Source organism: Rhodococcus sp. ACS1, from assembly GCF_002300155.1.
GTDB lineage: Bacteria > Actinomycetota > Actinomycetes > Mycobacteriales > Mycobacteriaceae > Rhodococcus_F > Rhodococcus_F koreensis.
In genome coordinates this window covers 92,792-114,848 of sequence record NZ_NSDZ01000012.1, presented here as the reverse complement: position 1 = coordinate 114,848, position 22,057 = coordinate 92,792, and the positions used below count along the sequence as shown (strand labels likewise).

General features: G+C 68.2%; 22 protein-coding genes. 9 read left to right on the top strand and 13 right to left on the bottom strand.

The window, feature by feature from the left end; translation table 11 throughout:
- Positions 1–268 precede the first annotated feature (268 nt).
- The 3 genes from CJ179_RS45070 to CJ179_RS45060 are packed head-to-tail and all read left to right on the top strand — an operon-like array spanning position 269 to position 3,132.
- A complete protein-coding gene (locus CJ179_RS45070; RefSeq protein WP_095865761.1) occupies positions 269–1,381 on the top strand; it encodes a Re/Si-specific NAD(P)(+) transhydrogenase subunit alpha in 1,113 nt (370 codons plus the stop codon).
- Positions 1,382–1,708, top strand: a complete 327-nt coding sequence (locus CJ179_RS45065; protein WP_072945952.1) for an NAD(P) transhydrogenase subunit alpha — start codon at positions 1,382–1,384, stop codon at positions 1,706–1,708.
- Positions 1,708–3,132 (top strand): NAD(P)(+) transhydrogenase (Re/Si-specific) subunit beta, encoded by a 1,425-nt coding sequence (locus CJ179_RS45060; RefSeq protein WP_095865760.1) that lies wholly within the window; start codon positions 1,708–1,710, stop codon positions 3,130–3,132. Before CJ179_RS45065 ends, CJ179_RS45060 begins: the two co-directional genes overlap by 1 nt.
- A 68-nt stretch (positions 3,133–3,200) precedes the next feature.
- Here CJ179_RS45060 and CJ179_RS45055 read toward each other — a convergent pair whose 3' ends face one another.
- On the bottom strand, positions 3,201–3,833 hold the full coding sequence (locus CJ179_RS45055; RefSeq protein ID WP_095865759.1) for a hypothetical protein: 633 nt from the start codon (positions 3,831–3,833) through the stop codon (positions 3,201–3,203).
- Between the two features lie 183 nt (positions 3,834–4,016).
- Between CJ179_RS45055 and CJ179_RS45050 the strand changes: the two genes are divergently transcribed.
- Complete coding sequence (locus tag CJ179_RS45050; RefSeq protein WP_095865758.1) at positions 4,017–5,792, top strand: multicopper oxidase family protein; 1,776 nt, start codon at positions 4,017–4,019, stop codon at positions 5,790–5,792.
- Positions 5,793–5,795: 3 nt separating this feature from the next.
- On the opposite strand, the gene CJ179_RS45045 is transcribed toward CJ179_RS45050, so the two are convergent.
- The 5 genes from CJ179_RS45045 to CJ179_RS45025 all read right to left on the bottom strand — a co-directional run bounded on the left by CJ179_RS45045 (position 5,796) and on the right by CJ179_RS45025 (position 10,953).
- Positions 5,796–6,986: an MFS transporter gene (locus CJ179_RS45045; RefSeq protein WP_095865757.1), complete on the bottom strand. Its 1,191-nt coding sequence runs from the start codon at positions 6,984–6,986 to the stop codon at positions 5,796–5,798.
- A 19-nt stretch (positions 6,987–7,005) separates the two neighbouring features.
- Positions 7,006–8,235, bottom strand: a complete 1,230-nt coding sequence (locus CJ179_RS45040; protein WP_095865756.1) for a dihydrolipoamide acetyltransferase family protein — start codon at positions 8,233–8,235, stop codon at positions 7,006–7,008.
- 30 nt (positions 8,236–8,265) lie between these two features.
- Positions 8,266–9,249, bottom strand: coding sequence for an alpha-ketoacid dehydrogenase subunit beta (locus CJ179_RS45035; RefSeq protein WP_095865755.1), 984 nt, complete (start codon positions 9,247–9,249; stop codon positions 8,266–8,268).
- Positions 9,246–10,343 (bottom strand): pyruvate dehydrogenase (acetyl-transferring) E1 component subunit alpha, encoded by a 1,098-nt coding sequence (gene pdhA / locus CJ179_RS45030; protein WP_095865913.1) that lies wholly within the window; start codon positions 10,341–10,343, stop codon positions 9,246–9,248. The genes CJ179_RS45035 and pdhA overlap by 4 nt, the downstream gene beginning before the upstream one ends.
- Positions 10,344–10,584: 241 nt before the next feature.
- A complete protein-coding gene (locus CJ179_RS45025) occupies positions 10,585–10,953 on the bottom strand; it encodes a DoxX family protein (RefSeq protein ID WP_072945969.1) in 369 nt (122 codons plus the stop codon).
- Positions 10,954–11,068: 115 nt separating this feature from the next.
- Between CJ179_RS45025 and CJ179_RS45020 the strand changes: the two genes are divergently transcribed.
- Entirely contained in the window at positions 11,069–12,097 is a 1,029-nt protein-coding gene (locus CJ179_RS45020) for a phosphotransferase family protein (RefSeq protein WP_072945972.1), read from the top strand.
- 22 nt (positions 12,098–12,119) lie between these two features.
- On the opposite strand, the gene CJ179_RS45015 is transcribed toward CJ179_RS45020, so the two are convergent.
- Entirely contained in the window at positions 12,120–12,557 is a 438-nt protein-coding gene (locus CJ179_RS45015; RefSeq protein WP_072946165.1) for a thioesterase family protein, read from the bottom strand.
- Positions 12,558–12,639: 82 nt separating this feature from the next.
- Between CJ179_RS45015 and CJ179_RS45010 the strand changes: the two genes are divergently transcribed.
- The 3 genes from CJ179_RS45010 to CJ179_RS45000 are packed head-to-tail and all read left to right on the top strand — an operon-like array spanning position 12,640 to position 15,621.
- Positions 12,640–13,830, top strand: a complete 1,191-nt coding sequence (locus CJ179_RS45010) for a benzoate/H(+) symporter BenE family transporter (RefSeq protein ID WP_095865754.1) — start codon at positions 12,640–12,642, stop codon at positions 13,828–13,830.
- 7 nt (positions 13,831–13,837) lie between these two features.
- On the top strand, positions 13,838–14,347 hold the full coding sequence (locus CJ179_RS45005; RefSeq protein WP_095865753.1) for an O-acetyl-ADP-ribose deacetylase: 510 nt from the start codon (positions 13,838–13,840) through the stop codon (positions 14,345–14,347).
- Positions 14,344–15,621 (top strand): sodium:proton antiporter, encoded by a 1,278-nt coding sequence (locus tag CJ179_RS45000; protein ID WP_095865752.1) that lies wholly within the window; start codon positions 14,344–14,346, stop codon positions 15,619–15,621. The genes CJ179_RS45005 and CJ179_RS45000 overlap by 4 nt, the downstream gene beginning before the upstream one ends.
- A 47-nt stretch (positions 15,622–15,668) precedes the next feature.
- Here the strand turns inward: CJ179_RS45000 and CJ179_RS44995 are convergent, their stop codons facing one another.
- From CJ179_RS44995 to CJ179_RS44970, 6 genes are all read right to left on the bottom strand, one after another.
- Positions 15,669–17,120, bottom strand: coding sequence for a nucleobase:cation symporter-2 family protein (locus CJ179_RS44995; protein WP_095865751.1), 1,452 nt, complete (start codon positions 17,118–17,120; stop codon positions 15,669–15,671).
- A gap of 10 nt (positions 17,121–17,130) precedes the next feature.
- The gene (gene pucL / locus CJ179_RS44990; protein WP_095865750.1) at positions 17,131–18,024 is read right to left on the bottom strand and encodes a factor-independent urate hydroxylase; all 894 of its coding nucleotides are present in this window, start codon (positions 18,022–18,024) and stop codon (positions 17,131–17,133) included.
- A 2-nt stretch (positions 18,025–18,026) separates the two neighbouring features.
- Positions 18,027–18,371, bottom strand: coding sequence for a hydroxyisourate hydrolase (uraH, locus tag CJ179_RS44985; protein WP_072946167.1), 345 nt, complete (start codon positions 18,369–18,371; stop codon positions 18,027–18,029).
- Positions 18,368–18,877 (bottom strand): 2-oxo-4-hydroxy-4-carboxy-5-ureidoimidazoline decarboxylase, encoded by a 510-nt coding sequence (uraD, locus tag CJ179_RS44980; RefSeq protein WP_095865749.1) that lies wholly within the window; start codon positions 18,875–18,877, stop codon positions 18,368–18,370. Before uraD ends, uraH begins: the two co-directional genes overlap by 4 nt.
- 230 nt (positions 18,878–19,107) lie before the next feature.
- A complete protein-coding gene (locus CJ179_RS44975; protein ID WP_072945984.1) occupies positions 19,108–19,575 on the bottom strand; it encodes a DUF6328 family protein in 468 nt (155 codons plus the stop codon).
- Between the two features lies 1 nt (position 19,576).
- Positions 19,577–20,392, bottom strand: coding sequence for a shikimate 5-dehydrogenase (locus tag CJ179_RS44970; RefSeq protein WP_095865748.1), 816 nt, complete (start codon positions 20,390–20,392; stop codon positions 19,577–19,579).
- Between the two features lie 85 nt (positions 20,393–20,477).
- Between CJ179_RS44970 and CJ179_RS44965 the strand changes: the two genes are divergently transcribed.
- Entirely contained in the window at positions 20,478–22,052 is a 1,575-nt protein-coding gene (locus CJ179_RS44965; RefSeq protein ID WP_072945986.1) for a molybdopterin-dependent oxidoreductase, read from the top strand.
- The last annotated feature ends 5 nt before the right edge of the window (positions 22,053–22,057 follow it).

Genomic DNA, 22,057 nt, shown 5'->3' with positions numbered 1-22,057 from the left:
CGAACCTCCGCTTCCTTGCGGCTGTCTACCGTCAGACTACGACGAATCGCCCTGTGATCGGGTTCACAAACGAGCAGAAAGATCTGTGAGAACGACTGTTCGGACTCGATTCAGACGCGTACGCACGGACTTCTCTGTTCCCTACGTCACGCGTTCTCTGGCTACTATCAGCTAACTCAGTCGAATCGGGGGAATTTTTTTCCCGCTCGTCATCGGTTGATCGCCGCTCGTCGCGGCACACACACCATCTACCGCAGGAAGTCGATACATGGATACATCGCAGAGCGCGTCCACCGCGCGCCCGACGATCGGTGTCGTTCGGGAGTCGAACGACGGTGAGCGTCGGGTGGCGTTGGTGCCGAAGATCGTGGCGTCGTTGATCGCCAAGGGCGTCGACGTGGTGGTCGAGTCGGGTGCCGGATTGGGCGCGCTGATCCCGGACGAGTTGTACACCGGGGCGGGGGCGAAGATCGCCGACCCGTGGTCGGCGGACGTGATCGTGAAGGTCGCGCCGCCGTCGGACGAGGAAGTGGGCCGGTTGCATGCCGGGCAGACCCTGATCGGGTTCCTCGCCCCCCGCAACCAGGACAACCAGGTCGCCGCGCTGAAGGCGGCCGGGGTGGCGGCGTTCGCCGTCGAGGCGATCCCGCGGATCTCCCGCGCCCAGGTGATGGACGCGCTGTCGTCGCAGGCCAACGTCTCCGGGTACAAGTCGGTGCTGCTGGCGGCGTCGGAGTCGACCCGGTTCTTCCCGATGCTCACCACCGCCGCCGGCACCGTCAAGCCGGCCACGGTGCTGGTCCTCGGGGTCGGGGTCGCCGGCCTGCAGGCGCTGGCCACGGCGAAGCGGCTCGGCGGCCGGGCCACCGGCTACGACGTGCGCCCCGAGGTCGCCGACCAGGTCCGCTCGGTCGGTGCCCAGTGGCTCGATCTCGGGATCGACGCCGCCGGTGAGGGCGGCTACGCCCGCGAGCTCACCGAGGCGGAGCGGGCGCAGCAGCAGCAGGCGCTCGAGGACGCGATCAAGGGCTTCGACGTGGTCATCACCACCGCCCTGGTCCCGGGCCGCCCGGCACCGCGCCTGGTGACCGCCGCCGCGGTGGAGGGCATGAAGCCCGGCTCGGTGGTGGTCGACCTGGCCGGCGAGACCGGCGGCAACTGCGAGCTCACCGAACCGGGTCAGACCGTCGTCAAGCACGGGGTGACGATCTGCTCGCCGCTGAACCTGCCCGCCAGCATGCCCGAGCACGCCTCCGAGCTGTACTCGAAGAACATCTCCGCGCTGCTCGAGCTGATGCTCGTCGACGGGGCGCTGGCCCCGGATTTCTCGGACGAGGTCCTGGCCGCGTCCTGCGTCACCCGTGAGGAGGGTGTGTCCTAGATGTATACCGAATTGTTGGCGAACATCGCGATCCTGGTGTTGTCCGGGTTCGTGGGGTTCGCGGTGATCTCCAAGGTCCCGAACACGTTGCACACCCCGCTGATGTCGGGCACGAACGCCATCCACGGCATCGTCGTGCTCGGCGCCCTGGTGGTGCTCGGCAAGGTCGAGGACCCGCCGTGGGGGCTGCAGGTGATCCTGTTCGTGGCCCTGGTCTTCGGAACGATCAACGTGGTCGGTGGTTTCGTGGTCACCGACCGCATGCTCGCGATGTTCAAGTCCAAGCCCACCGCGCCCGTTGCTGCTGAGAAGGGTGGGGACAAGTAATGGAGTACCTCGTCAACGTGCTCTACATCGTGGCGTTCGCGATGTTCATCTACGGTCTGATGGGTCTGACCGGCCCGAAGACCGCGGTCCGCGGTAACCAGATCGCCGCGGTCGGCATGGGTGTCGCCGTGGTCGCCACCCTGATCGCGATCCGGGACACCTCCAACTGGGTGCTGATCGTGTCCGGTCTGGTGATCGGTGTGGTGTTGGGTGTGCCGCCGGCGCTCAAGACGAAGATGACCGCGATGCCGCAGCTGGTGGCGTTGTTCAACGGTGTCGGTGGCGGCACCGTCGCGCTGATCGCCTATGCGGAGTTCCTGGACTCGGACGGGTTCACCGCCTTCGCGCACGGTGAGTCGCCGACGGTGCACATCGTCATCGCCTCACTGTTCGCGGCGATCATCGGGTCGATCTCCTTCTGGGGTTCGGTGATCGCGTTCCTCAAGCTGCAGGAAACCCTCCCCGGAAGGCCGATCGGCATCGGCAAGCTGCAGCAACCGCTCAATGCGGTGCTGCTGATCGGGGCCGTCGCCCTCGCGGTGGCGATCGGGATCAAGGCCATCGACCCGACCGGTCCGACGTCGCAGTGGTGGATCGTCGGTGTCCTGGTGCTGGCCGCGGTGTTGGGGTTGATGGTGGTGCTGCCGATCGGCGGCGCCGACATGCCCGTCGTCATCTCCCTGCTCAACGCACTCACCGGTCTGTCCGCCGCGGCCGCCGGTCTCGCGCTGAACAATCAGGCGATGATCGTGGCCGGCATGATCGTCGGTGCGTCGGGTTCGATCCTGACGAACCTGATGGCGAAGGCGATGAACCGGTCCATCCCGGCGATCGTGGCCGGTGGGTTCGGTGGCGGCGGCGTCGCGGCGGCGGTCGGGGACGGCACCGTCAAAACGGCGAAGTCCACCTCGGCGGCGGACGCGGCGATCCAGATGGCATACGCCAACCAGGTCATCGTGGTCCCCGGCTACGGGTTGGCGGTGGCGCAGGCCCAGCACGCGGTCAAGGACATGGCCAAGATGCTCGAGTCGAAGGGGGTGGAGGTCAAGTACGCCATCCACCCGGTCGCGGGCCGGATGCCCGGGCACATGAACGTGCTGCTGGCCGAGGCCGACGTCGAGTACGACGCGATGAAGGAAATGGACGACATCAACGACGAGTTCTCGCGGACCGATGTCACCCTGGTGATCGGCGCGAACGATGTCACCAACCCGGCCGCCCGCAATGATCCGTCCAGCCCGATCCACGGGATGCCCATTTTGAATGTGGATCAGTCGAAGTCGGTGATCGTGCTGAAGCGGTCGATGAACTCCGGCTTCGCCGGCATCGACAACCCGCTGTTCTTCGCGGACACCACCTCGATGCTCTTCGGGGATGCGAAGAAGTCGGTTTCCGAGGTCACCGAGGAACTCAAAGCCCTCTAGGCCCTCCGGGCCCGTGCGCCTTTTTGGTAGCTCGCGCTACCAGAAAGGCGCACGGGCGGCGAAGCCGCCTACAGCCGGAGACTGCCGCGGTGCCGCGAGAAGGCGATGGCCGCGGTGTCGGGCCGGCGCTCTTCGCGCTCGGCCGCGACGGGGGAGTACAGCATCAGGGTGGACGCCAGCGCCCACCAGATCGCGAAGATGATCAGACTGGCCGCGAGGCCGAAGATGCCGGTGGACTCGACGAGCGCAGCGGCCCCCGCGACACCGAGGACGACGGCGAAACCCAGGCCCGCGATGACGGGCCGGAACCGGGGCGCCGACACCAGCAGCGCCGAACCGTACAGGGCGGTGACGGCGACGACGTGCCCGCTCGGCAGCAGCACGGACGGCGCATCCGATTCCCAGGCCCGCACGGCGGCGCTGGTGAGATTCGCGCCGATACAGAGCAGCAGTACCGCGCCCATGCCGTACGAGAGTTTTCGCATCGCCGCGACGATGGCGAGAACGACGGCCGCTGCGAGGACCGTCGTGACGTCGATCGCCTGGATCACGGGTTCGGCGACGGGTCGGAGTGCCTCCGGGAGGACGAGACCCGACGATTCGGGGCGGATGAGGTACAGCGCGCACAGTGCCACCACACCCGCCGCGGCGAAGGCGAGGCGACGAACACTGTGACGAAGCCTGCTAGTCGATTCGGTCACGACACACAGTGTGCCAACCGACGCTGAGTGATCCATGAGCGGCCGCTGTGAGGTCGGTGAACGGTCGTCGTCGTGCGACGAGCGCGCGTCCGGATCTCGGGTGGGTGCCGCACCCGTCGGAGTAACGTCGTCGTCGACCGATCTCGAATCGTCTTTCCGCGTGACACGCACGAAGTGACCGATATGAGTGAACGGATCTCGCGCCGATCGTTCCTGCGGGCGGTGGCGCTGGGCGGTGGGCTGGGCGCGGTGTCGGCCGGTTCGGCGAGCGCGTTCCCCTTCGACATCGATCCGCTGCGACCGTTGATGTTCTCGTCGCCGCCGATCCAGCCGTATCGTGATCGGCTGCCGATCCTGCCGACGACGTCCGGGACGAGCGTCGACGTGCAGGCGAGCAGCACGCTGCATTCGTTCCACGCAGACCTGGCGCCCTCGCCGGCGTTGGCATACAGCGGCGCGGACTATCTCGGCGCGACGATCGAGGCGCACGTCGATCAGCCGACGATGATGGCGTTCCGGAACGCCGTCACCGTCCACCCGTTCGCGGTCGACTTCGACACGTCGCTGCACGGGCTGAGCGAACGGGACCGCACCCAGGTGCCCACAGCGACGCATCTGCACGGCGGGGTGAACCCGCCCCAGTTCGACGGGCACCCGGAGCAGGTGTTCCGGCCGGGCGAGGAGTACCTGCACCATCTTCCGAACCGGCAGGACGCGGCCGGACTCTGGTACCACGACCACGCCATGGGGGTGACGAGGCTCAACATCTACGCGGGCCTGGTCGGGCTGTACCTGCTGCGGGACGACTTCGACACCGGACACGCCGACAACCCGCTGGGTCTGCCTGCGGGGGAGTTCGAGGTGCCGCTCGTGCTGCAGGAGAAGATGTTCACCGCCGACGGCAGGCAGCGGATCCGTTCGACGCCCACCGTGCCGCAGGGGAGTTGGGAAGGGGGCGCGGTCGGCGACGTCGGGGTCGTGAACGGCAAGGTGTGGCCGGAACTCGACGTGGCCCGCGGCCTGTACCGATTGCGACTGGTCAACGCGGGTTCGCTGAGCGTGTGGAATCTGTATTTCGGCAACCGCATGCCGTTCTGGGTCATCGGCGGCGACAACGGGTTGCTCGACGCCCCGGTCGCGGTGACGCGGGTGCGGTTGAGCCCGGCCGAGCGGGTCGACCTGCTCGTCGATTTCGGCGCGCTGGAACCGGGGTCGACGGTGGAACTCTGCAACGACGAGCCACCGCCGTTCCAGGCCGCGCTGATCGGCGAGCGCACGATGCCGAGGTTCTGCCGGTTCCGGGTGGGCACGGCCCGCGGATACTCCGGCGCGCCGCCTGCGACGTTGCGCGGGGGACCCGGGCAGCCGGAGTTGCTGCCGCCGATCCCACGACCTCAGGTCTTCCGGGACGTCACCCTCAGCCAGCCGAGCGACGTGCGCCTGCCGCCGTCGATCATGTCCCTGAACAACCTCCGGTATTCGACCGAGGACATCGAGTTGCCGCGCCAGGGGACGGTGGAGCAGTGGAACATCGTCAACGCGACCAACGATCCGCATCCCGTGCATCTTCATCTCGCGAACTTCCGGGTGCTGGGGCGTCAAGTCATCGAGACGCTGCGTCTCGCGTTCGCCGCCCCGCAGCCGCCGCTCGGAATCCGGTGGACGCCATCCGCCGACGCGTTCACCATCTCGCCGCTCCTTCCCGCGGAACCGTGGGAGCGGGGATTCAAGGACACGGTGCTGGCGAACGCCAATTCTGTCACCAGGATCGTCGTTCGGTTCCCGACCGCGGAGTCGCTGGGCTTCGATCCTGATGCCGTGTTCGGGCACGGGGCACACGACGCCGACGGGCACGGCCCCGGTGGAGTTCCGCGATCACTGCAGGGTTACGTGTGGCACTGTCACATCCTCGATCACGAGGATCACGAGATGATGCTCAGGTACCGCACTGTCGCCTGAGGTTCAGGTGCGCCGGACCGCCCCCGCGAACGTGGCGGCCACCAGCACACAAACCAGTGGCACCACCATCGCGACGGTCAGGGGAACCACCTGGGTGATCCAGCCGATGGTGGCCGGTCCGGCGAGAAATCCGACATATCCCAGCCCGACCACGCGGGACATGTTGGTGCCCGCGGAACCCGCGCCGAGGTTGCCCGCGGCGGTGAAGATCTGCGGGACGCAGCCCGACAGTCCCAGGCCGAACAGTGCCCAGCCGAGGATCGTGAGCGGGAGCAGCGCCGAGAGGAGGACGAGCAGCATGCCGAGCGCGGCGATCAGGGTGCCGTAGCGGACGACGGCGACGGGGCCGAGCGCGGCGCTCACGCGGTCTGCCGTGAACCGGCCCACCGTCATCATCACCGAGAAGGCGCCGAACGCGAGGGCGGCGACGGAATCCGACGTTCCGAGGTGTTCCTTGACCTGCAGGGTGCTCCAGTCGTTCGCGACACCCTCCGACAACATGAGGACGAAGGCGATGCCGCCGAGCGCGAGCACCCGCGCGGACAGTCGGCCGTGTGCCTTCTCGGCGGGTGCCGGGTCGTGCCGTGAGCGGGGACGGTCCGCCATCAGCCGGGGGGAGCCCACGGCGACGGTGACGACCCCTATGCCGCCGGCGACCAGCAGCGCCGTCAGGGGCGCCCATCCGGCGGCGAGCGTCGCCGCGCCGAGCAGGGACCCCGCCACCCCGCCGACGGAGAACAGGGCATGGAACGCCGACATGATCGGCCGTCGATATCGCTGCTCGACTTCGACGGCCTGGGAGTTCATCGACACGTCCAGTGCGCCGTTGGCGAAGCCGAACACGAGCAGGGTGAGACCGAGTTGCCAGGCAGTGGACGCCAGCCCCGGACCCACGGTGGCGACCGACAGCGCGAGTCCGGCGACGATCACCATCCGCCTGCTGCCGAACCGGTCGGCCAGGGGGCCGCTGACCTGCATGCCGCCGATCGCGCCGACCGCCAGCAGGAGCAGCAGCGAACCCAGCGTGGAGTGGCTGATGCCGGTCCGGTTCTCGATCGCCGGGATGTGCACGACCCACATGCCCAGCAGGAACCCGTTGATCCCGAAGATCCCGAACGTTCCCGCCCTGGCCCGGCGGAGTGGCTCCGCCGCCGGCACACGCTTGTCGACCGGGGATGCTCGGGAAGTGCTCACCGGCCAAACGTACCGAGGATCAGAGGCGCGCGAGCAGTGAGGCGGGATCGTGCAGCATGGCCGCGACGGAGGACAGGAACCTCGACCCCTCCTCGCCGTCGACCACCCGGTGATCGAACGACACGCTCAACGTGGTGACCCACCGGACCGCGAGTTCGTCCTCGTGTACCCACGGTCTCTTGCCGACGCTGCCGAGGCACAGGATGGCCGCCTCGCCGGGGTTGAGGATGGGTGTGCCCGCGTCGACACCGAACACCCCGACGTTGGTGATCGACACCGTGCCGCCGGTCAACTGCGCGGGATCGGCCTTGCCGCTGCGTGCGGTCGCGGTCAGTTCGGTGATCGCGCGGCACAATTCGACCAGGCTCAGCGACTGCGCCTCCTTGATGTTGGGGACCACCAGACCGCGGGGTGTGGCCGCGGCGATACCGAGATTGACGTAGTGCTTGGTGACGATCTCCTGGTTCTCCTCGTCCCACGAGGCGTTGAGGCTCGGGTTCGCCCGCAACGCGACGATCATCGCCTTCGCGACCAGGCTCAGCGGTGTCACCGACAGTCCCTCGAATTCGGGGAGGGCCCGCAGACGCTCGAGCAGTTCCACCGAGCGCGTCACGTCGACGGTCACGAATTCGGTGACGTGCGGGGCCGTGAACGCGCTGCGGACCATCGCCGCCGCCGTCTGCTTGCGGACACCGCGGATCGGGGTGCGGGTCTCGCGCTGCAGCGAGTCGGACGGCTCCGAAGGCTCCGGCTGCACGGATTGCGCGGCGTGGGATTCCACGTCGTTCCTGGTGACGGCGCCGGACGGTCCCGTTCCCGTGACGACCGCGAGGTCGATCCCGCGTTCACGGGCCGCGAGCCGGGCGCCCGGCGACGCGTCGGGGCGCCTGTGGTCCGGGCGGGCAGTCTCCGGGCTGACGGATCGCCGCCGGGCGCGCTTGCTCTCGGCGGCGGCTTCGGGCCCGTACCCCACCAGGACGGGTGTGCGCACGGGAGCCTCCTCGATGGCCGCATCCGTCGCGATCCGGATGATCGGTGTCCCCACCGGCACCGTCGCGCCCGGGGCGACCAGCAGTTCCTCCACGACACCCGGGTACGGCGAGGGCAACTCGACGAGCGCCTTCGCCGTCTCGACTTCGCCGATCACCTGATTGAGTTCGATCGTCTGGCCCACCTCGACGGCCCAGGAGACCAGTTCGGCCTCCGTCAGTCCCTCACCGAGATCGGGTAGGCGGAATTCCTGTGCCAACGGACAACTCCTCTCCTCCGGTGAGTGCGATCAGGCCGCGAGACTGCGATCGACGGCGTCGAGCAGGCGGTCGGCGTCCGGCAGATGATGCCGTTCCAGCTTCGACGGGGGATACGGGACGTCGAATCCGCCGACCCGCAGGACCGGAGCGTCCAGTTGGTAGAAGCACCGCTCGGAGATTCGGGCCGCGATCTCCGCACCCAGTCCGAGGAACGTCGACGCCTCGTGCGCGATGACGAGTCTCCCGGTCTTGCGAACCGATTCCTCGACGGTGTCGAAGTCGATCGGGGAGAGGGAGCGCAGGTCGATCACCTCGAGGGAGTGCCCCTCGTCGGCGGCGATCGACGCGGCCGACAGGGCCGTCGGCACGACGGAGCCGTACGCGACGATGGTCGCATCCGTGCCCGCCCGGGCCACCCGGGCCCGATGCAGCGGCAGGTCCGGTTCGGCGTCCACGTCGAACTCGGCCTTGTCCCAGTACCGCCGCTTCGGTTCGAAGAACACCACCGGATCGTCCGCCGCGACGGACTGCTGAATCATGTGGAACGCGTCCGCCGGGTTGCTGGGGGTGACCACGCGGAGTCCGGCGGTGTGGACGAAGTACGCCTCCGGCGACTCCGAATGGTGCTCGACTGCGCCGATGCCGCCGCCGTACGGGATCCGGATCGTCAGGGGCGCGGTGACCCGGCCCTGCGTGCGGTAGTGAATCTTGGCGACCTGCGACACGATCTGGTCGAACGCAGGGTAGACGAATCCGTCGAACTGGATCTCGCAGACCGGCCGGTAGCCGCGCAGCGCCATCCCGAACGCGGCGCCGACGATCCCCGATTCGGCGAGCGGGGTGTCGATGACCCGGTTGTCGCCGAAGTCCTTCTGCAGAGTGTCGGTGACGCGGAAGACCCCGCCGAGGCGTCCGACGTCCTCGCCCATGATCACGACCTTCCGGTCGTGTTCGAGAGCGCGCCGCAGACCGGCGTTGAGTGCGGCGCCGAGCGACAGCGTGGTGGTGGTCATGACAGTGCCTCCTCGATGCCTGCGAAGCCTGCGAGGTACGCGGCGTACTGCTCGCGTTCCTCGTCGATGAGCGGGTGGTCGGTGGAATAGACGTGGTCGAACAGATCGAGCGGCGCGGGGTCGGGCGCCTCGACGGTCCCCGAGCGCAGTCGCGCGGCAACGGCGTCGGCGGTGGCCTGCACCCGGGCGAGGAAGTCGTCGCCCAGCAGTCCCTCCCGGTCGAGGAGTCGCCTCATCCGGTCGACGGGGTCGCGGGCCTTCCAGATCTCCGTCTCGGCCGCCGCCCGGTACCGGGTGGGGTCGTCCGACGTGGTGTGGGGGCCCATCCGGTACGTGATGGCCTCGATGAACGTCGGTCCACTGCCTTCGCGGGCGCGTTGGGTGGCCTGACGGGTGACCGCCAGGACCGCGAGAACGTCGTTGCCGTCCACCCGGAGGGCGGGCATGCCGTAACCGGCGGCGCGCTGCGCGATGGGGACGGGACTCTGCAGGTGGACCGGTTCGCTGATCGCGAACTGGTTGTTCTGGCAGAAGAATACGACCGGTGCGTTGAAACTCATCGAGAAGCCGAGGGCCTCCGCGAGGTCGCCCTGACTGGTGGCGCCGTCGCCGAAGTAGGCGATCGTCGCGATCTCCGCACCGTCGAGGTGGGCGCCCATGGCGTACCCGGTGGCGTGCAGCCCCTGCGAGCCGACGACGATCGCCGGATTCGTCACGTTCACGGAACTCGGATCCCAGGCGGAATGCGCGCATCCCCGCCACATGCGGGTCATCACACCCGGGTCCACGCCCCGGCAGTAGGCGACGGCATGTTCGCGGTAGCTGATGAACGCGTAGTCGTCGGGACGGAGGGCGCGGGCGGAGCCGACCTGGGCGGCTTCCTGACCGAGCAGCGGGGCCCAGAGTCCCAGTTCACCCTGGCGTTGCAGAGCGACCGCCTCGACATCCATCCGACGCGCGACGACGAGGTCCTCGTACAGGTCGCGCAGTTGGTCGGGTCCGATGTCGCGGACGAGGCTCGTGTAGTCGGGTCTGAAGACCCGTCGGCCGTCCGGCTGGATGAGCTGGACCGGATAGGCAATCTTGTCGACCATCGGGGTCACCTCGTGTTGTCGAGTCCGTGAACCTTGTGGGTTCGTCGGAGACGGGTACTGCGGTAGGACGGGTGTGTCCTACTTCACAGCATCCACGGGAACGCGAAGTGCGCAAGTGGCACCGGCGACGTCGAGCAGAATGCCCAGTTTCGGGGGTGCGATGGGTGTCATGCTGCGTCTAATGACCAATGCAAACGCCACCGACGCATGGTTGTCGCTGCAATTGTCCGAAACGTCCGGATCACCCCGCGAACACGAACCCGATCGAGGCGAGGACGGCGAGCACTGTGAGGTAGACCGCGGGCATCGCGACGGCCCGGGTATCGGGATTGCCGTAATCGCCGTGTCTGGCGTGAAACGCGATAGCGCACAAGAGGAGAATCAGCAGCGCCACCGTCGCGATCACGCCCAGCGGAGTCCAGTAGAGGCCGACGAGGACGCCGATACCGCCGGCGAGTTCCGCCACGCCGATCAGCCGCACCTGCTGCCCGCTCAGGCCCCGGGCCTGCAACCCCGTCCACGCGGTTCCCTTCAGTCTCAGCTTGGGAATGCTCACGGCGACGGCACTCACGGCGAGGAGCACGCCACACACGATGAGGAAAACTTCCACGTCCGTCCCTCCAGTTCCGGCCGATTCGGCCTCACTGTTGCCACCCTAGGGCCGCGACCTGCGGTGCGGACCGGTTCCCTCCGCATCGGGCTTCCGAGCGGTTAGCATCGAGCGCGTGAATGCTGTGGGGCTGAACGAAGATGCCGTTTCTGCGTGGATTGCCGGACTCGGTGTGGGAGCGATCGCGCCGCTGAGCTTCGAGAGGATCGGGAACGGTCAGTCGAATCTCACGTACGCGGTCAGCGACGCGGGTGGCGGACGGTGGGTGCTGCGGCGACCACCGCTCGGACATCTGCTCGCGTCGGCGCACGACGTGGTCCGCGAACACCGGATTCTGTCCTCTCTGCAGGGATCCGACGTTCCGGTGCCGAAGATCCTCGGGCTCACCGAAGATCCGGAGGTCACGGACGCGCCGCTCGTGCTGATGAGTTACGTCGCGGGGGTGGTGATCGACAGTGTCGGCGTGGCGAAGAAGCTGACACCCGAGCAGCGGGGTGCCGTCGGGCTGGCGATGCCGAAGGCGCTCGCGAAGATCCACGCGGTCGATCTCCGGGACGCAGGGCTGGAGGACCTGGCCAGCCACAAACCTTACGCGGCAAGGCAGTTGAAGCGCTGGACGGATCAGTGGGAGAAGTCCCGCACCCGCGAGGTCCCGGCCATCGAGGATCTGGCCGGGATCCTCGAGCGCAACATGCCGGAGCAGGCCGAACTGTCGTTGGTGCACGGTGATTTTCACCTGAGCAACGTCATCACCTCGCCGGAGGAGGGCGAGGTGGTCGCGGTGGTCGACTGGGAACTGTGCACGCTGGGAGACCCGCTCGCCGACGTGGGCGCGCTGCTGGCCTACTGGCCCGAGGCAGGCGACGAGGACGCGGGACCGTTCCCCGCCTCCACCCTCGAGGGATTCCCCACCCGGGCCGAACTCGTGGAGGCCTATGTCCACCACACCAAACGCGATGTCACTCATGTCGGGTACTGGCACGTGCTGGCGTTGTGGAAGCTGGCGATCATCGCCGAAGGCGTGCTGCGCCGCGTGATCGACGACCCCCGGAACAAGGCCGAGACCGGTGCGCCCACGGTCGCGCTGATCGACGGGATCATCGCCCGGGCGGTGGCCACCGCCGAGGCCGAGGGCCTGCACTGAACCACCCGGTGGTGCCGGACCCTCAGGGCGTGTCCGGCACCACCAGAACGGTTACGGCGCTGCGAATTTCGTCAGGGATCGGAACCGGCTTGCGGGTCTTCGCGTCCACGTAGACATGAACGAAGCGGCCGAGAGCCGCGAGGTCGAGTGCGTCGCCGTTCTCGCGGAAGATGGCGAGCGCATACACGATGCTCCGGGTGCCCAGCTTCTCGACGGACAATCCCACCTGCAGGCGGTCCGGGAACGTCAGCTCGCTGACGTACCTGCAGGACGTCTCGGCGACCACGCCGATGGCGGGCAGATCCCGGATGTCGGTGCCCGTCGACGCGATCAGCCAGCCGTTGACGGCCGTGTCGAAGTACGAGTAGTACGTGACGTTGTTGACGTGCCCGTAGTGGTCGTTGTCCGCCCAGCGGGTCGGCACCGGCCACAGCGCGGGGAAGTGTGCGGCGGTCGGCATCACGGGGGCGTCGTCGTGTTTCACCGTCCCGACCCTAATGCCACGGATCGTCTGCACCACGCGTCGGGCAGAATCGCGTCCTATGTCTGTGCCCGACAGTGATGTGCGTTCACCGGATTCCGCCGCCCAGCCGATCAGCGCCGGAATCGTCACCGCTCTGGTGGGCTTCACCAGTTCGTTCGCGGTCGTACTCACCGGGCTGACGGCGGTGGGCGCGAACTCCGCCCAGGCCGCGTCGGGACTGCTGGCGCTGTGTGTGACGCAGGCGCTGGGGATGCTGTGGATGTCGCGGCACTACCGCATGCCGATCACCCTCGCGTGGTCGACGCCGGGCGCGGCTCTGCTCGCCGGGGCGGGAACGGTGAGCGGCGGGTGGCCCGCCGCGGTCGGGGCGTTCGCCGTCGTGGGGGCGGCGGTGATCCTCACCGGGCTGTGGCCGCGGCTGGGACGGCTCATCGCGGCCATCCCCCCGGCACTGGCGCAGGCAATGCTCGCGGGAGTACTGCTGCCGCTGTGCCTGGCGCCGGTGCTGGCGTTGCGTGACGCCCCGCTCGCCGTTGCGCCCGTCGTCCTCGTGTGGCTGGTTCTGCAGCGGTATTCGCCGCGGTGGGCGGTCCCGGCCGCGTTCGCGGCTGCCGCGGTGGTGATCGCGGTCGGTCTCGTCTCCGGCAGCGACACCCTCGACACGAGCGCGCTCCTGCCGAGGCTCGACGTCACGGCACCGGCGTGGACGTGGCAGGCGATGGTCGGGATCGCGATCCCGCTGTACATCGTGACGATGGCGTCCCAGAACATTCCCGGCACCGCCGTCATGAATTCCTTCGGCTACCGGGTGCCGTGGCGGCCGGCCATGCTGGTGACCGGTGTCGGAACCCTCGTCGGCGCCCCCGCGGGTGGGCACGCCATCAACCTCGCCGCCATCAGCGCCGCCCTCGCCGCCGCGCCGTCCGCGCATCCCGACCCGCGGAAACGCTGGGTCGCGGCGTTCACGGCGGGCTGGGCGTACCTCGTGCTCGCGGTGTGTTCCGCCGCGGTCGCCGCACTCATCGCCGCGGCGCCCGAGGGCGTCGTGGAGGCCGTCGCCGGACTCGCCCTCCTCGGCACCCTCGGCGGGGCTCTGGCCTCCGCCCTCGACGACGTCCGCGAACGGGAAGGTGCCGTCGTCACGTTCCTGATCGCCGCCTCGGGGGTGAGCATCCTCGGCATCGGGTCCGCGTTCTGGGCGCTGGTCGCCGGACTGATCGTGCGGGTCGCGGTGGGCTCGCGGCGATAATGGGCACATGACCACCATCGAGGTAGTGCAGGGTGACATCACGACGGTCGAGGTCGACGCGATCGTCAACGCCGCCAACTCCGGACTGCTCGGCGGCGGTGGCGTGGACGGCGCCATCCACCGGGCCGGTGGCCCCGAGATCCTCGCCGAATGCCGGCAACTGCGGGCCACCACATTGCAGGACGGACTGCCGGCGGGACAGGCGGTCGCGACGACGGCGGGCCGGTTGCCCGCCCGATGGGTGATCCACACGGTCGGCCCCGTCTATTCCGCTTCGGACGATCGGTCGGCCACCCTGCGCAGCGCGTACACCGCGAGCCTGGCGGTGGCCGCCGACCTCGGCGCGCAGTCCGTCGCGTTCCCGCTGATCTCGTCCGGGGTGTACGGCTGGCCCGCGGACGACGCCGTCCGGCAGGCGGTCGGCGCCGTCCGGGACTCGGACTCCGGGATTCCGCGGGTGCTGTTCGTGGCGTTCGACGCGCGGATGGCGTCTCTGCTGCGCGGCGAGGTGGGGTGACTGCGCTGAACACCGATCTCGTGTATCTGACGGCAGGACTGGCTCTTCTGCTGGCCGCCACCGTTCCAGGCCTGTTCCAGGACCGTGCCGTCTCGGCACCGCTGATCGTCCTGGCGGTCGGAGCGGGGGCCGGCCTGTTTCTCGGCAAGTCGGGCACCGACACCCTGTCGCCGGCACTGCATCCCGCTGTGACGGAACACCTGAGCGAAACCTGCGTCATCGTCGCCTTGATGGGTGTGGGACTGGCGATCGACAGGCCACTGGGCTGGCGGACGTGGAATTCGACGTGGCGTCTGCTGCTGATCGCGATGCCCTTCGGTATCGCCGCTGTCGCGGTGCTCGGCTGGTGGGTGGCGGCATTGACCCCCGCCGTCGCGATCCTGCTCGGGGCCGTCCTCGCGCCCACGGACCCGGTTCTGGCGTCCGACGTGCAGGTGGAAGGTCCCACGTCGGGCGGCGAGTCCCATCGGGAGGACGACGAGGTCCGGTTCGCGCTCACCTCGGAGGCCGGGCTCAACGACGCTCTCGCCTTCCCGTTCGTGTATCTGGCACTGTTCATGATCGGCAAGGGGCCGATCGAGCAGTGGATCGTGCAGTGGGTGGCCTGGGAGCTGATCGGCAAGGTCGTCATCGGCGCGGCCCTGGGGTGGATTGCCGGTGACCTGTTCGGTCGCGCGGTCTTCCGCTTCCCGATCGCACACATGCGCCTCGCCGAACGCAGCGAACCCATCTTCGCGCTCGCCGCCACCTTCGCCGTCTACGGACTCACCGAACTGGCCGGGGGATACGGGTTTCTCGCCGTCTTCGCCTGCGCCGTCGCCATCCGTCGGACGGAGCGGGCCCACGAGTATCACGCCGAGATGCACAGCCTGATCGAGCAACTCGAACACGTGCTCACCCTCGCCGTCCTGCTCCTGCTGGGCGTGGCACTCACGTCCGGACTGCTGGCCGAACTGACGTGGGGCGGGGTTCTCGTCGCGGCGGCCCTCGTGTTCGTCATCCGGCCGGTGGTGGCATGGCTTTCGCTGCTGGGCTGCGAGGAGATGTCCGGCCCCGAGCGCCGGGTCACCGCATTCTTCGGGGTTCGCGGAATCGGGTCTATCTACTATCTCGCCTACGCCGCCGCGGAGGCCGGCGTGGAGAACGAGAAATGGTTGTGGTCGACGGTGGCCTTCACGGTCGTCCTCTCCGTCCTCGTCCACGGGGTGAGCGCGACGCGGGTGATGCGCCTGCTCGATCTTCGTCGGGAAGGCGGTGCAGTCGCGGACCGATAGCGTCGCGACTGCACCGCCCGACCAGCGTGTTGTGGTGGTGCGATCCTTCACTCGTTGCGCACGGCGGAGGTGCGCGCCGTGTCTGCGGGATGCCCAGTGTCTGCCGGGTGCGCCGTGTCCTCGGCGCGGTGGACGGCGACGGGAGGCGCCGCCGACACCACCGACGGCGTGGGCCGGTTGCCCGCCTTGATCTCGTTGAACAGGATGTTCAGTAGCACCGCGACGATGCTCGCCGCGCTGATTCCCGAGTCGAAGACGATGTGCACCCACTCCGGGAAGGCCGAGTAGAACTCGGGCACCGCGATCGGGATGACGCCGAATCCGAGGGCCACCGCGACGATCACCAGGTTCAGGTTGCCGTCGTACGACACCTTGGACAGGGTGCGGATTCCGCTCGCGGCCACCGAGCCGAAGAGCACGATCCCGGCGCCGCCGAGGACGGGCAGCGGCACGGACGCCACCAGCCGACCGAGGATGGGGAACAGCCCGAGAGCGAACAGGACCGAACCGCCGGCCGCGACGACGTACCGGCTCTTGATCCCGGTGATCGCGACGAGTCCGACGTTCTGGGCGAACGCGCTGGCCGGGAACGTCCCGAACACCGGCGCCACGGTGGTGGCGAGCATGTCGGCGCGGAGTCCGTCGCCGACCCGGCGAGCATCTACCTTCGTCCCCACGATCTCGCCGACCGCGAGGATGTCCGCGGTCGTCTCGGTCATGATCACCAGGATCACGACGGTCATCGAGATGATCGCGCCGATCTGGAACAGCGGGGTGCCGAACGAGAACACCTGCGGCAGTTCGAAGATCGCGCCCTTCCCGACCGCACTGAAGTCGGCCTTGCCGATCAGGGCGGCGAACAGGGTACCCACCACGATGCCGATCAGGATGGACAACCGCGACAGGGTGCCCTGGACCAGTCGGCTCACCAGCAACACGACGAACAGGCTGAACCCGGCGAGTCCGATGTTGGACATCGATCCCCAGTCCGGGGCCTTGGCGTTGCCGCCCATCGCCCACCGCACCGCGACCGGTAGGAGGGAGATGCCGATGACCGTGATGATCGACCCGGTGACGACGGGTGGGAAGTAGCGGACGATCTTGCAGAAGAAGGGGCTGATCAGCAACCCGATGACGCCTGCGACCATGATGGCCCCGAACACGGAGCGCAGCCCGCCCGGACCGGCGGCCACCGCCACCATCGTCGACACCGAGGCGAAGGAAATGCCCTGCACCAGGGGGAGTTTGGCGCCGAAGAAGGGAACGCCGAGGGTCTGCAGCAAGGTGGCGGCGCCGCTGACGAACAAGGCCGCCGACACCAGCAGGCCGATCTCGACGCCGGTCAGTCCGGCGGCGCCGCCGACGATCAGGGGAGGCGCGATCACGCCGCCGTACATGGTCAGGATGTGCTGCAACCCGTAGATGTACGACTTTCCGAGCGGCAAACGCTCGTCTTCGGGTCCGGTCGTTCCGGCGACCCGATGTCCGATCCGCTTCATCGCCGCGCTCCTAGCAGAATCCGGGAACGGAATCCCAGGCGCGGCCGGCGTCGGGCGCGCCCTCACGCTCGACGGTCGCCTCGATCAACCCGTAGGGGCGGTCGGCGGCGAAGAACACCTCGCCGGGGTTGTCGAGTCCGAACGGTTCCAGGTCGACCAGGAAATGGTGCTTGTTCGGCATCGAGAACTTCACCTCGGCGATCTCCGGATGCGCCTCGAGGACCGCCGAACCCATCTGGAACAGCGACTGCTGCAGCGCAAGCGAATGGGTTGTGGCGAACGCCTCCAACATGATTGCGCGCACGTTCTCGAACGTCTTGTCGAAGTCGACGTCGGTGGTGAGGTACCGCCATCGGGCGCTCACCGACGTCGCGAGGATCCGGTCGGACGTCTCCTGCAGGGTCGTGTACCTGTCCTTCGGGTATCCGCGGAACTCCGAACCCGTCGACTTCAACACCACCATGTTGCTGAGACCGGACACGATCCACGTCCGGTCGCCGTCGACGGTGACCACGGTGTTCCGTCGTTCGTCGCTGGATCGGACGAAGGAATGGTCGTGGCCCTCGCCGTCGACCGGGATCCGAGCCCACGAGTACTGCTCGATCTCCCACCGCCCGCCGGTGATCCACTCGAACTCGCCGGTGAAGTGCTTCCCGAGTCGCATCGCGAACGACTCGATCGCGCCGACGCCGTCGCGAGCGAACGCGTACACCGTGTTCTTCTGGGTGTCCGTGGCCACGACGTGCGCGTTGTCGCCTTCGGTGTGTACCGCGTCGAGGTCTCCGCGCAGTTGCGAAGTGACGGTGACGTCTTCGATCTCGTGTCGCTTGGTGTCCCGGGTGATCTTGACCAACCGGACTTCCGCCTTGCCGTACTGGTTCTGGCCGAGCACGATCTTGCTCATGATTAGCTCCCTCGGTAGGTCGAGTATGCGAATGGACTGAGAAGGACAGGTACGTGGTAGTGCTGTTCGCTGTCGGTGAGGGCGAACGTGATGGTGATGTCGGGGTAGAACGTCGGACGTCCCTTCGCGGCGAAGTAGCGTCCGGTGTCGAACACGATCCGGTAGGTGCCCGGCTCGAGACGGGCAGGTCCCAGAGCTGCGGCGCGCCCGTCGTCGTCGGTGACGGCGTCGGCGACGGTGACCCAGGCGGACTCTCTCAGGACCGCCAGCGTGACCGGCACCTCCCGCGCGGGCATGCCTTCGGCCGCGTCCAGCACGTGGGTGGTGACCTGGCTGACGTCGCTCATGCGTCCAGCATCCCGGCGAGCCGGAGTGCGGCGATGTCGCGCAGTTCCTCTGCGACAACGGCCAATTCGCCGACCTCGTCGTTGACCAGCCTGCGGTCGAGGGCGGTGAGGACGTCGGACGTGCTGCGCCCGGCGGCGCGGATCAGGAAGACCCGTCCGAACTTGTCCTCGTAGGCACGGTTGCCGTCGGTGAGCCGCTTCCTGGCGGCAGCGTCGGACGAATCGACGTTCGACTGTTCCGAGCGGGCCAGGTGCGCCTCGGCGCCGTCGCCGCCCGGGGGTTCACCGATTCGGGGGTGGCGGGCGAGGGCCAGTTCAATCTCCTCCGCGGAGAGCGGGCCGGCCCCCGTCCTGGCCGCGGTGAGCAACGAGGCGCGATCGGGGTACGGCCGGGCGGAGACGAGTTCGTCTGCCCACCGGGGGATGTCCAGGCAGATCCGCGCCCATTCCGTCGCCTCGGACTGTGACGCCTCGTTGAATCGTTGGAGTCCTGCATCGAAAACCATGCGACCCTTCTTCCACAATGCGAAATAATGATTCCGTATAGAGAAGCGTGACAGGGGTCACAATTCGTGTCAAGACCCAAAATTGAATTAATCCAGATTCGGACATGGGTGGGGTTTACGGCCGACCGGGGGAGTGACGGGTCCCGGGTGCGGTGGTGGGGGAACCACCTGCGATGAGAAAACGTTGTCGGGCAACAGCTCACGGACAACGGGACGCGGTACGGCGGGACCTACTCCTCGCCGTCGGCGTGGTGATTGAAAAGACGGGGCAACACGAACCACAGCGTCGCGAACATCAGCGCGGCCGCCACGCCGATCACGATCGCGCCCGGACCGCCCACTGCCACTTCGGCAATCAGGATCACGGTGCCGGTCATGGCGGCGGCCAGAAATCCGATACCCCACAGCGCGAACAGGTTGGCCTTGCGCAGGATGTCGGCCCGGCGGCCCTGACGGAACAGCACGCGATGCCAGACCGCCGGGGCGATGAGGAGCGCCGAGGACACCGTCGTCAGGAGCACCGTGACGAGGTGCAGCATGCGGAGGCCGAACGACTGCTCCTCGTACGCCTCGGTGAAGGCGACCGCCAGGAGGAAGGCGAACAGGATCTGCACACCGGCCTGCGCGACACGGAGTTCCTGCAGCAGCTCGCTGAAATTGCGGGCGAGCCGCTGCGCGGGTGTCTCGGCGGTGCTCACCTCACGACCGTGAATACTCGGAGGCCCTGCGGATCTCTTCGGGAGACGGGCGCACGCCGGTGTAGAGGACGAACTGTTCCGCGGCCTGCAGCGCGATCACCTCGGCGCCCGTGATGACGGTCTTGTGGCGTTCGGCCGCAGCCCGGATCAGTGGCGTTGCGGCGGGCATCGCCACCACGTCGAATACGGCCTCCGCCGCGTCGATCGCGTCGAGTTCGAATGCCAGATCCTCGGCCTCGGGACCACCGGCCATTCCGATGGGGGTGGCATTGATCAGCAGCCCCGGTCGCGCCGCGCCCAGTTCGGGCTGCCAAGCGAATCCGTACTGCTTCGCGACGGCGCCGCCGGTCGTCTCGTTGCGGGCGATCACGGTGACGTCGGTGAACCCGTAGTCGCGCACGGCGGCGACGACGGCCTTGGCCATGCCGCCGCTCCCGGCCACCGCCACCGAGAGCGAGTGGGGCAACACGTTGTCGCGCAACAGGTTCGCGATGGCCTGGTAGTCGGTGTTGTAGGCGTGCAACGCCCCGTCCTCGTTGACGACCGTGTTGACGGACTCGATGACCGACGCCGATTCGTGCATCACGTCGACGTAGTCGATGATCTGCTCCTTGAACGGCATGGAGACACCGGCGCCGCGGATCCCCAGCGCCCGGATGCCGCCGACCGCAGCCTGGAGGTCGTTGGTGGTGAAGGCTTTGTACACGAAATTGAGGCCCAGCTCGCCGTACAGATAATTGTGAAACCGGGTGCCGATGTTGCTCGGCCGGCCGGAGAGCGAGATGCAGAGAAGAGTGTCTTTGTCGAGCTGGTTCATCCGGTAAATACTAGTGGTGGGCTCCCATCCGTGCGCGTTCTCAGCTCCGAATACACGGTGACGACCGCAAAGGAGCAAGGCTGCGATGACTACCACGATCGGTGACCGGCACGAGGCGGCGCGGACGCCACGGAGACGGCGGCACCTGTTCTCGCGCGCGCTCGCCGGAGTGATCGCCGCCGGCATGGTACTCGGAGTGGGCGAACTGCTGGCGGCGCTGATCGACCCGAATGCGTCGCCGTTCTACGCGGTCGGATCGACGACGGTGGACCGCAGCCCCGCCTGGGCCCGCGAGTTCGCGATACACACGTTCGGCACCAACGACAAACCCGCGTTGTTCGTGGGCATGACGATCCTCATCGTGCTCCTCGCCGCAGTCGCGGGGATCGTCGAGCGCCCCCGCGCCCCGTTCGGCAGCGCAATCCTCGCGGTGCTCGGGCTGGTGGGAATCGTGGCCGCGACCCAGCGTCCCGGCGCCACCTGGATGTATGCGCTGCCGACAGTGGTGGGCGTCGTCGCCGGTATCGCGGTCCTGCGGGTGCTGACGGCCACCGCGCGGGCTCCCGAGAACTCGGATTCCGAGGATTCGTGGTTGCCGCGCCGCACTTTTCTCCTGTTGGCGGCGGGAGCCGCCGCGACGGCCGCGGCCGCGGGAGCCGCGGGCCGGTACCTCGGGCAGCAGGTCGCGGGCGCCGTGGACAACCGCCGCGCCTTCGCGGTTCCCGGGGTGACGGACCGGGCGGCCGCGATCGTTCCGGGCACCGACATCGGCGTGCCGGGCGGCACCCCGTTCGTCACGTCGAACGAGGACTTCTACCGGATCGACACCGCCCTCCGGGTGCCGCGGCTGACGACGGACGACTGGCAACTGCGCATCCACGGCATGGTGGACCGCGAACTCACCCTCTCGTGGGACGACCTGATCGCACGCACACCCGTGGAACGGCTGATCACGTTGACGTGCGTGTCGAACGAGGTCGGCGGAAACCTCGCAGGCAACGCCACGTGGATCGGCTACCCCATCAAGGACATCCTCGACGAGGCAGGCGTGCACCCCGACGCCGACATGCTGCTCTCCACGAGCAGCGACCACTTCACGGCGGGCACCCCGGTCGCGGCGCTGCGGGACGGACGCGACGCGATTCTCGCGGTGGCGATGAACGGTCAGCCGCTGCCGTTCGAACACGGTTACCCCGTGCGGCAGGTCGTCCCCGGTCTCTACGGCTACGTGTCGGCCACCAAATGGGTGGTGGAGTGGGAACTCACACGATTCGACAAGGCCGAGGCCTACTGGACGAAGCGCGGATGGTCCGCGGAAGGTCCGATCAAGACCGCATCCCGGATCGACGTGCCCGCCCCGTTCGCACCCACCGCGCCCGGCCCGGTACTCGTCGCCGGAACCGCATGGGCGCAGCACCGCGGCATCGAGAAGGTGGAGGTACGGGTCGACAACGGCGCATGGCAGACCGCGACCCTCGCCCCGCAGTACAGCATCGACACCTGGCGGCAGTGGACGTGGGAGTGGGAGGCCGTGTCCGGCCTGCACACACTCCAGGTGCGCGCCACCGATCTGGACGGCAACGTGCAGGTGGAGGAGCGGACGCCGCCGGTCCCGAGCGGCGCCACCGGCTGGCACACCCGGTCGTTCACCGTGGCCTGAGGCGC

What these genes read in the sequence shown, in the direction of transcription:
- CJ179_RS45070 (WP_095865761.1), top strand. Translation starts at nt 269, where the DNA reads ATGGATACATCGCAGAGCGCGTCCACCGCGCGCCCGACGATCGGTGTC.
- CJ179_RS45065 (WP_072945952.1), top strand. Translation starts at nt 1,382, where the DNA reads ATGTATACCGAATTGTTGGCGAACATCGCGATCCTGGTGTTGTCCGGG.
- CJ179_RS45060 (WP_095865760.1), top strand. Translation starts at nt 1,708, where the DNA reads ATGGAGTACCTCGTCAACGTGCTCTACATCGTGGCGTTCGCGATGTTC.
- CJ179_RS45050 (WP_095865758.1), top strand. Translation starts at nt 4,017, where the DNA reads ATGAGTGAACGGATCTCGCGCCGATCGTTCCTGCGGGCGGTGGCGCTG.
- CJ179_RS45035 (WP_095865755.1), bottom strand. Translation starts at nt 9,249, where the DNA reads ATGACCACCACCACGCTGTCGCTCGGCGCCGCACTCAACGCCGGTCTG.
- pdhA (WP_095865913.1), bottom strand. Translation starts at nt 10,343, where the DNA reads ATGGTCGACAAGATTGCCTATCCGGTCCAGCTCATCCAGCCGGACGGC.
- CJ179_RS45015 (WP_072946165.1), bottom strand. Translation starts at nt 12,557, where the DNA reads ATGCCGACCGCCGCACACTTCCCCGCGCTGTGGCCGGTGCCGACCCGC.
- CJ179_RS45010 (WP_095865754.1), top strand. Translation starts at nt 12,640, where the DNA reads ATGTCTGTGCCCGACAGTGATGTGCGTTCACCGGATTCCGCCGCCCAG.
- CJ179_RS45005 (WP_095865753.1), top strand. Translation starts at nt 13,838, where the DNA reads ATGACCACCATCGAGGTAGTGCAGGGTGACATCACGACGGTCGAGGTC.
- CJ179_RS44995 (WP_095865751.1), bottom strand. Translation starts at nt 17,120, where the DNA reads ATGAAGCGGATCGGACATCGGGTCGCCGGAACGACCGGACCCGAAGAC.
- pucL (WP_095865750.1), bottom strand. Translation starts at nt 18,024, where the DNA reads ATGAGCAAGATCGTGCTCGGCCAGAACCAGTACGGCAAGGCGGAAGTC.
- uraH (WP_072946167.1), bottom strand. Translation starts at nt 18,371, where the DNA reads ATGAGCGACGTCAGCCAGGTCACCACCCACGTGCTGGACGCGGCCGAA.
- uraD (WP_095865749.1), bottom strand. Translation starts at nt 18,877, where the DNA reads ATGGTTTTCGATGCAGGACTCCAACGATTCAACGAGGCGTCACAGTCC.
- CJ179_RS44970 (WP_095865748.1), bottom strand. Translation starts at nt 20,392, where the DNA reads ATGAACCAGCTCGACAAAGACACTCTTCTCTGCATCTCGCTCTCCGGC.
- CJ179_RS44965 (WP_072945986.1), top strand. Translation starts at nt 20,478, where the DNA reads ATGACTACCACGATCGGTGACCGGCACGAGGCGGCGCGGACGCCACGG.